The organism is Nocardia vinacea NBRC 16497 (assembly GCF_000308835.1).
In the GTDB taxonomy this organism is placed as follows: domain Bacteria; phylum Actinomycetota; class Actinomycetes; order Mycobacteriales; family Mycobacteriaceae; genus Nocardia; species Nocardia vinacea.
Map to the genome: position 1 here is coordinate 1 of NZ_BAGN01000354.1, position 5,796 is coordinate 5,796.

The 5,796-nt window shown below is 63.5% G+C and carries 9 protein-coding genes; 2 read left to right on the plus strand and 7 right to left on the minus strand.

Annotated elements, in window-relative coordinates:
• Window positions 1-4: 4 nt before the first annotated feature.
• The 5 genes from ON44_RS34125 to ON44_RS34140 form a co-directional block, all read right to left on the minus strand.
• Window positions 5-994, minus strand: coding sequence for an Rpn family recombination-promoting nuclease/putative transposase (locus ON44_RS34125; RefSeq protein WP_040698331.1), 990 nt, complete (start codon window positions 992-994; stop codon window positions 5-7).
• A gap of 174 nt (window positions 995-1,168) precedes the next feature.
• Complete coding sequence (locus ON44_RS51425; protein WP_169338126.1) at window positions 1,169-1,339, minus strand: hypothetical protein; 171 nt, start codon at window positions 1,337-1,339, stop codon at window positions 1,169-1,171.
• Window positions 1,340-1,354: 15 nt separating this feature from the next.
• Window positions 1,355-1,609: a hypothetical protein gene (locus tag ON44_RS34130; protein WP_040698332.1), complete on the minus strand. Its 255-nt coding sequence runs from the start codon at window positions 1,607-1,609 to the stop codon at window positions 1,355-1,357.
• Window positions 1,610-1,629: 20 nt separating this feature from the next.
• The gene (locus ON44_RS34135) at window positions 1,630-1,971 is read right to left on the minus strand and encodes a hypothetical protein (protein ID WP_157187410.1); all 342 of its coding nucleotides are present in this window, start codon (window positions 1,969-1,971) and stop codon (window positions 1,630-1,632) included.
• Window positions 1,971-2,327: a hypothetical protein gene (locus ON44_RS34140; protein ID WP_157187411.1), complete on the minus strand. Its 357-nt coding sequence runs from the start codon at window positions 2,325-2,327 to the stop codon at window positions 1,971-1,973. Before ON44_RS34140 ends, ON44_RS34135 begins: the two co-directional genes overlap by 1 nt.
• A 265-nt stretch (window positions 2,328-2,592) precedes the next feature.
• On the opposite strand from ON44_RS34140, the gene ON44_RS34145 reads away from it, so the two are divergent.
• The gene (locus tag ON44_RS34145) at window positions 2,593-3,480 is read left to right on the plus strand and encodes a helix-turn-helix domain-containing protein (protein ID WP_040698337.1); all 888 of its coding nucleotides are present in this window, start codon (window positions 2,593-2,595) and stop codon (window positions 3,478-3,480) included.
• On the plus strand, window positions 3,477-3,692 hold the full coding sequence (locus ON44_RS34150; RefSeq protein ID WP_040698338.1) for a DUF397 domain-containing protein: 216 nt from the start codon (window positions 3,477-3,479) through the stop codon (window positions 3,690-3,692). Before ON44_RS34145 ends, ON44_RS34150 begins: the two co-directional genes overlap by 4 nt.
• A gap of 423 nt (window positions 3,693-4,115) precedes the next feature.
• On the opposite strand, the gene ON44_RS34155 is transcribed toward ON44_RS34150, so the two are convergent.
• Window positions 4,116-5,084, minus strand: coding sequence for an NAD(P)H-dependent flavin oxidoreductase (locus ON44_RS34155; protein ID WP_051182732.1), 969 nt, complete (start codon window positions 5,082-5,084; stop codon window positions 4,116-4,118).
• Window positions 5,085-5,343: 259 nt separating this feature from the next.
• Window positions 5,344-5,796: NAD-binding protein (locus ON44_RS34160; protein WP_040698342.1), on the minus strand; the 453-nt coding region annotated here is incomplete at its 5' end.

Below are 5,796 nucleotides of genomic sequence, written 5' to 3' on the forward strand. Positions count from 1 at the left end.
CCACTCAGGCCAGCACGTCGTCCAGACTGCTCGCCGTGAGCACCCGCGCGGACCACAGCTTCAGCTGCTCCAACCCACCATCACGGACAGCCTGCTCGACCGAAGCAGGCAGCCGACCAAACTTAAACGTCAACTGCTCGATCAACGTCGCCGCTCGCCAGCGCGCCTCACCACGCGCTTCCCCTTCTGCTCGACCTTCTGCGCGCAACCTGTCAGCGGTAGTCACGATGACATCCTTAGCTTCATGCCCGAGTTGATCGGCGAGGGGATCGAGGTCGTCGGGATTCATATCACCGACCAACATAATGTACTTCACGATGATTCTGAAGTCCTGTTTCCCGCCTGGACCTGCGATAATGGCGCGCAGTTCGGGGTGAAGAAGCAGCAGCTGCGCGACCAAGTCGGTGTTGCCCGACGCGGTCTTCTGCAGGAACAGCATGACTTTGGCCGCAGGTGTCAGAGGCCGTCGCAGAAGTGCGGGCAGATCGACGGCATTGATGTCGTCGAGTATGTACCGCAACCGTGGCATGCAATCCCCGAGCGCCGCCCGGGTGTCGGCATCAACATCGATCAACTCCGCTACGTCCATCGGTGCCGTCCAACGGCATCCGGTTGGACCGACGTGGACTACCACCGGAATGATCGGCGGCAGCGATCGAGCATCAGGCTGCGCGCGCAGGTAATGGTTCCAGATGCTGACGATGTATTCGAGCATCCGGAACGGCATCAGATTGTCACTGCGGCTCTGATGCTCCAACAAGATGTAGACGAACGCGTCGTGACCGTCGAGGCGGGTCCGGAACAGCAGATCACTTTGGCGGGACCGCAACTCGTCGGACACGAACGTGCCCGACTGCACCTCGAGGGTGGCCCAATCCAGGCGCGCCACAATCTCTCTCGGCAACACCAGACGTAGTTCCGAGGCCGCCTCGGCGGGACGGCCGAGCACATTGCGGAAATATGCGTCGTGTGGGTTCGACGGGTTCGCGGCCATGTGGCGCACCGTACTACCGCCCACCGACACTGCGGTCAGCCGAATGAAGTTGCACGCCAGGACGATCCACGACCTGGGTTGCTCCTCCTGGACAGTCCGTGCCGTCGACTCGAATTGTCGGACAGTCGTCAGTGAACCGAATCGTCAGCGGGTGGCTGAAACCTGTCGGATGAGTCACTGGGACAGCCACTGCTCGATCAGATCCAGGGACGCTGACGAAAACAGCGCTTCGCCGTCTTCCGCGTCGAGCAGAGTCCAGCCGTGATCACGTGTCAGCAGGTAGCCTGCTCGTGCGGCGCGACTGGCGAGCTGTTGCACTCGAGCCGATTCGGGATCGGAGGTCACCGGATATCCCTTTCGCTAGATCGTTCCCTGTGAATGTTCTTGGGGGACAAAGAATTCGACCCAATACTCGTGCCGGATCGCGTCCCATAGCCGCGAGAGTTCCGGGAACCGTTCGCGCAGCTCGGCCAGGTCCGGTGCGACGGCAGGTGTCGCGGCGGACAGCAGCGGTTGCGATTCGGATAGGTTGCGTACCAGCATCATTCGGATGCGGTGGCGGTCGATCCGCCAGTCCGCCCGCCAGCCGTCTACCTCGGTGCGATGCTCGCTCATTCCGGACCCCCGTCGAAGTGTCAGTCGATGCCGCGATTGCTCGCGCCCACGCCGGGGACCGGCGACGCCAGTTCGTTGAGCTTGTCCAGCACCTCCTGCAATGTGCGCAGGGTCGGCCCGTCCGGGGCGAGCGGCTCGCTGTCCAACGGAGGGAACGCAATCCCCCGCGCCATGGCCCGCTCGCGCGGCGTCACCGTTTGCGGGACGAGCCGTCCGGCGTCCATCAGCGTGTAGTACGCGGCAGCCTTCCACGCGCACCGATGACGCCTGCAGTTACGATGCCCACGCATCAGGGCGTGGGCCAGATCGATGTCCGTGTACTCGCAGATCTGCGGCAAGGTGAAGACGAGTTCCTGGTTCATCACGCCGCGCCCATCGCGCACGGTCCCGGGCGCGCCGCGCGGGCCCAAGTGGTTGCCGGGCAGACGGTTTCGAGATCGAAGTCCTCGCACACCCGCGCCGGTTGATCGTCGATATGGGCCAAGTCGAAGACGACGAGCGCGGCCACACCGAGCCCGGCCGCGATACCGAGGGCATATCCGATCGGATCGGATGCGTCCCGCGGGGGGCGGACCGTGCAAACGTACTGATAGCCCAGCAATTGGGCGTGCCGCGTCACGGCGCTCGCGTGCCGGGGTGCGGCGAGTCCGGACACGTCACCGCGCACGAATCCGACGGCCTTCGGCCGGGCCCATCGGCGTGTACCCGGTTCTGCCACTTGCTTGTTCGCTATCATTCTGAACCTCCGGTCGGTACGAGTCTTTGGGGCACCCGGCCTCGATTGGGATGGGGCAAACGCAGAGCCGGAAGGCGGGACGCGACTTGCGTCGAAGCTCGTCCGCCGGGCGTCTCCACATCAGATCACTCGACCGCCAAAACGGCACTGTCAAACCATCATCTCTCCAAAAGTGGCTCAAAACCGCAGGGAGACTGCCACTATGGCAGTCGAACCCTGTCATTTCTGATAGTGCCAAGGAGCTGCGATGGTTGTTGCGGGACACATTTCACTGCCACGACGCCAGCTGGGGCAGTTCGTCCGCCGACAGCGCGAGGCGAACACGTCATTCACCCAGGAGGCAGTCGCGAAAGCGATGCAGTGGAGCCACAGTAGGTACGCGCGCTTCGAACGGGGGGAACCCGGCAAGGTGCTGGACCGGGATCTCGTCGAGCTCGGCAAGATCCTCGAAATCCCCGACCATGAAGTCGCGGCCATGATCGAGCTGGCTCGGCAGGTGGCCGAAAAGACTTGGTACAACCCATACAACGATCTCATTCAAGCCAACCTCGACGTCTACATGCGCTTGGAGACCGACGCACGGTCGATGGAGATCTGGCGACCTGATCTGGCGCCCGGCCTACTGCAAACGGCCGACTACGCTGGCGCATTGAATCGGATCTACTTCCCGAAGGAATCCGAGGAGGAGCACGAGCGCAGGATCGAGTTGAAGATGCAGCGCCAGAAGATCCTCACTCGTAAGAAGTCACCGGTCACCGTGGATCTCGTACTCCACGAGTCGGTATTGCACACCGTCGTCGGAAGCGAGGCGATCACAGCGGCTCAGTGCCGACATCTTGCGGACATGAGCACCCGGCCGAACATCTCGATCCGCATCCTGCCGTTCAAGGCGGGTTTTCCACTTGGTACACCAGTCGGCCCTTTCGTCATCCTCGACTTCGAACCCAAAACGAACGGTGTAGCCGAACCGACCGTCATCTACGTCGAGAACTACACCGGCGCCATGTACCTTGAGGAAGAGGCAGACGTCGAGCGATACCGCCGTGCGTCTGCGACGATCCAGCACACAGCGCTGGATGCAGTGGCCAGTAGGGCACTGCTGCGGCAGGTAGCACGGAAGGACTCGAGACAGTGAACGATGACCGCCTAGCGGGGGCGAAGTGGTTCAAGAGCACCCGCAGCTCCGGAAACGTCGAGTGTGTGGAGGTGGCATTCCTGGACGGCGGTGGCGTCGGGGTTCGCGACAGCAAGAACCCGACCGGTCCAGCACTCGTATTCACTCCGGGCGAGTGGGACGCCTTCACCGCAGGCGTGCAAGACGGTGAGTTCACCCGCCCCACGGCGTAACAACCCCGACCGACAAGGGTAACGGCCTCAGTCCAACACGCAATGGACTGAGGTCGTTACTGTTTCCCGGACGCCTCGTCCAAATAGGTTGCCTCGAAAACGACAACGCTCCCGCGCACCTTTTGTTACTCCACGCACCGAATCGCGGGGCGAAAACATGCGCGGCGCGCGGGACATCCCGACGCTAGTGCCGCGTCCAATTAGTTTCTGCGGTAACCGATTCTCAGGTGTGGCACCATCCCGTCGAGCGCAGTCGAATTGCGGTGTCGGACGATGTGGCGAGCCACGTTTCGACTACCCTCGGCGCGCAGCCGGACCTGATAACGACGCAAGCTATCCGGGCGGGGTACTAGGGCGCGCATTGCTTGTTGCGCGCCATCGGCGAATCCCACCGATTGCGGTCGGGCGTGGGGGATGCGGTTGTTACAGAAGTGCGTTCTCAGGTGGTTGTCGACGACCGGGCGTGTGGCAACCGGATGCCCCAGTGCGCGCCGCGGTGAATTCCCGTTCGACGCGGTCGATGAGGTCGGCGACAACGACGATGTCGTGCACCCCGGCCACGCCATGGCCGGCACTGAACATCTGCGCTTGGACCGATAATTGCTGCTGGTCGCCCTGCCCGAGCTCGGCCGCATCGAATCTGGTTGCGGCATGCTGTGTTTCGGTGTTCACGGTGTCGGCTCGGATCATGCTGGTCGGCAGGCCGGTGAGGGCGCTGGTCAGCTCGATATCGTCCATTGACGCGCGCACCACTGCCTGCTTATAGGACTCGTGCGCGACGCTTTCCGCCGTGGCGATGAAGGGTGTGCCCATGTACACCAGATCGCAGCCCGCGACGATGGCGCCCGCCATGCTTACGCCATCGGTGATCCCGCCGGCCAGCACCAGTGGACCGTCCCAGATGCGCCGGACCGCGCGAATGAACACGAACGGGTTCGCCCATCCGGTCTGCCCGCCCGCGCCCGCGGTGAGCAGCACGAGCCCGTCGACGCCCGCGGCGATCGCGCTCTCGACATGGCGCAGGGATGCCACATCTGCGAAGACCAGCACACCGGCGTCGTGCAGCGGTGCGACGACATGGGCGGGCGACCCGACGCTGGTGATGACGGCGGGTACCCGATGGGCGGTGATGACGGCGAGATCGGCTGCCAGCCGGGCATTCGTCCGGTGCACGACGAGGTTGGGGATCACCAGTCCCGGGCGCTGCTCGAGATGCCGCAGCCATCGGTCCACCTCGGCGGGCGATGCCGCGTTGTGAACCGGAAACGAAGCTCCGATCCCGCTATCGGCCGCCGCCACGGCCAACTCCAGGCCGGACACCCCCGTCATCGGCGCGGCGATGAGTGGGATACGGAAGCGGTCCAGAAACTCCGTCACGGCTTCGTTGGTCATCCTGCACTTCACTTTCTACCCATCGAACAAGTACATCCGACCCGGTCGTCGCACACATCAATGCGGTCGGGCGTTCGGTCGAACAGCCGATCCGCAGATATTCACCGACCGCGCCTATGTGCTCACCTTCTGGACAATGGTGGGTCGGTGCTGGTCGCGTTCGTCATGCGATACGGTGCAAACCCACCACCGCGGGGATTGTCGAGTAGCGGATCTCCTCGCGGCGGCCGAGATGCGTTGGTATCCGGCCGCTTCGGCGTCAGCCGAGATCGAATGGGCCGTCGGAGATCACAGTACCGAGCAGGCCTAGATCAACGCCGAGATCGGATGTCGCGGCGACACACGCCGCCACGTCCTTGCGTAGGAACGGAGCCGCCAACTGTTCGAATTTCGGGAATCCCCCGGTGCGCCGAATCGAATTCGCCGCATAGCTGTTTCCGCTGCACACTGCCAGCGCATCCAGCAAATCGTTGTCCTCGATGCCCAATCGCCTGCCGACCTCCGCCGCGAGCGCCACCAGTTGCGCATTCGCGGCGAACAATGCGTTGTTCACCAATTTCACACCCAATGCGCTACCGAGCCCACCCGTGGCGACAATCGTCCGGGCATAGGCCTCGAGCACCGGGCGCGCCGCTTCCACCGCCGGTGCCGGACCACCCAGCAGCACCGTCAACTTCCCCGCCGCGATATCTTCGGCCGAACCGCTCACGGG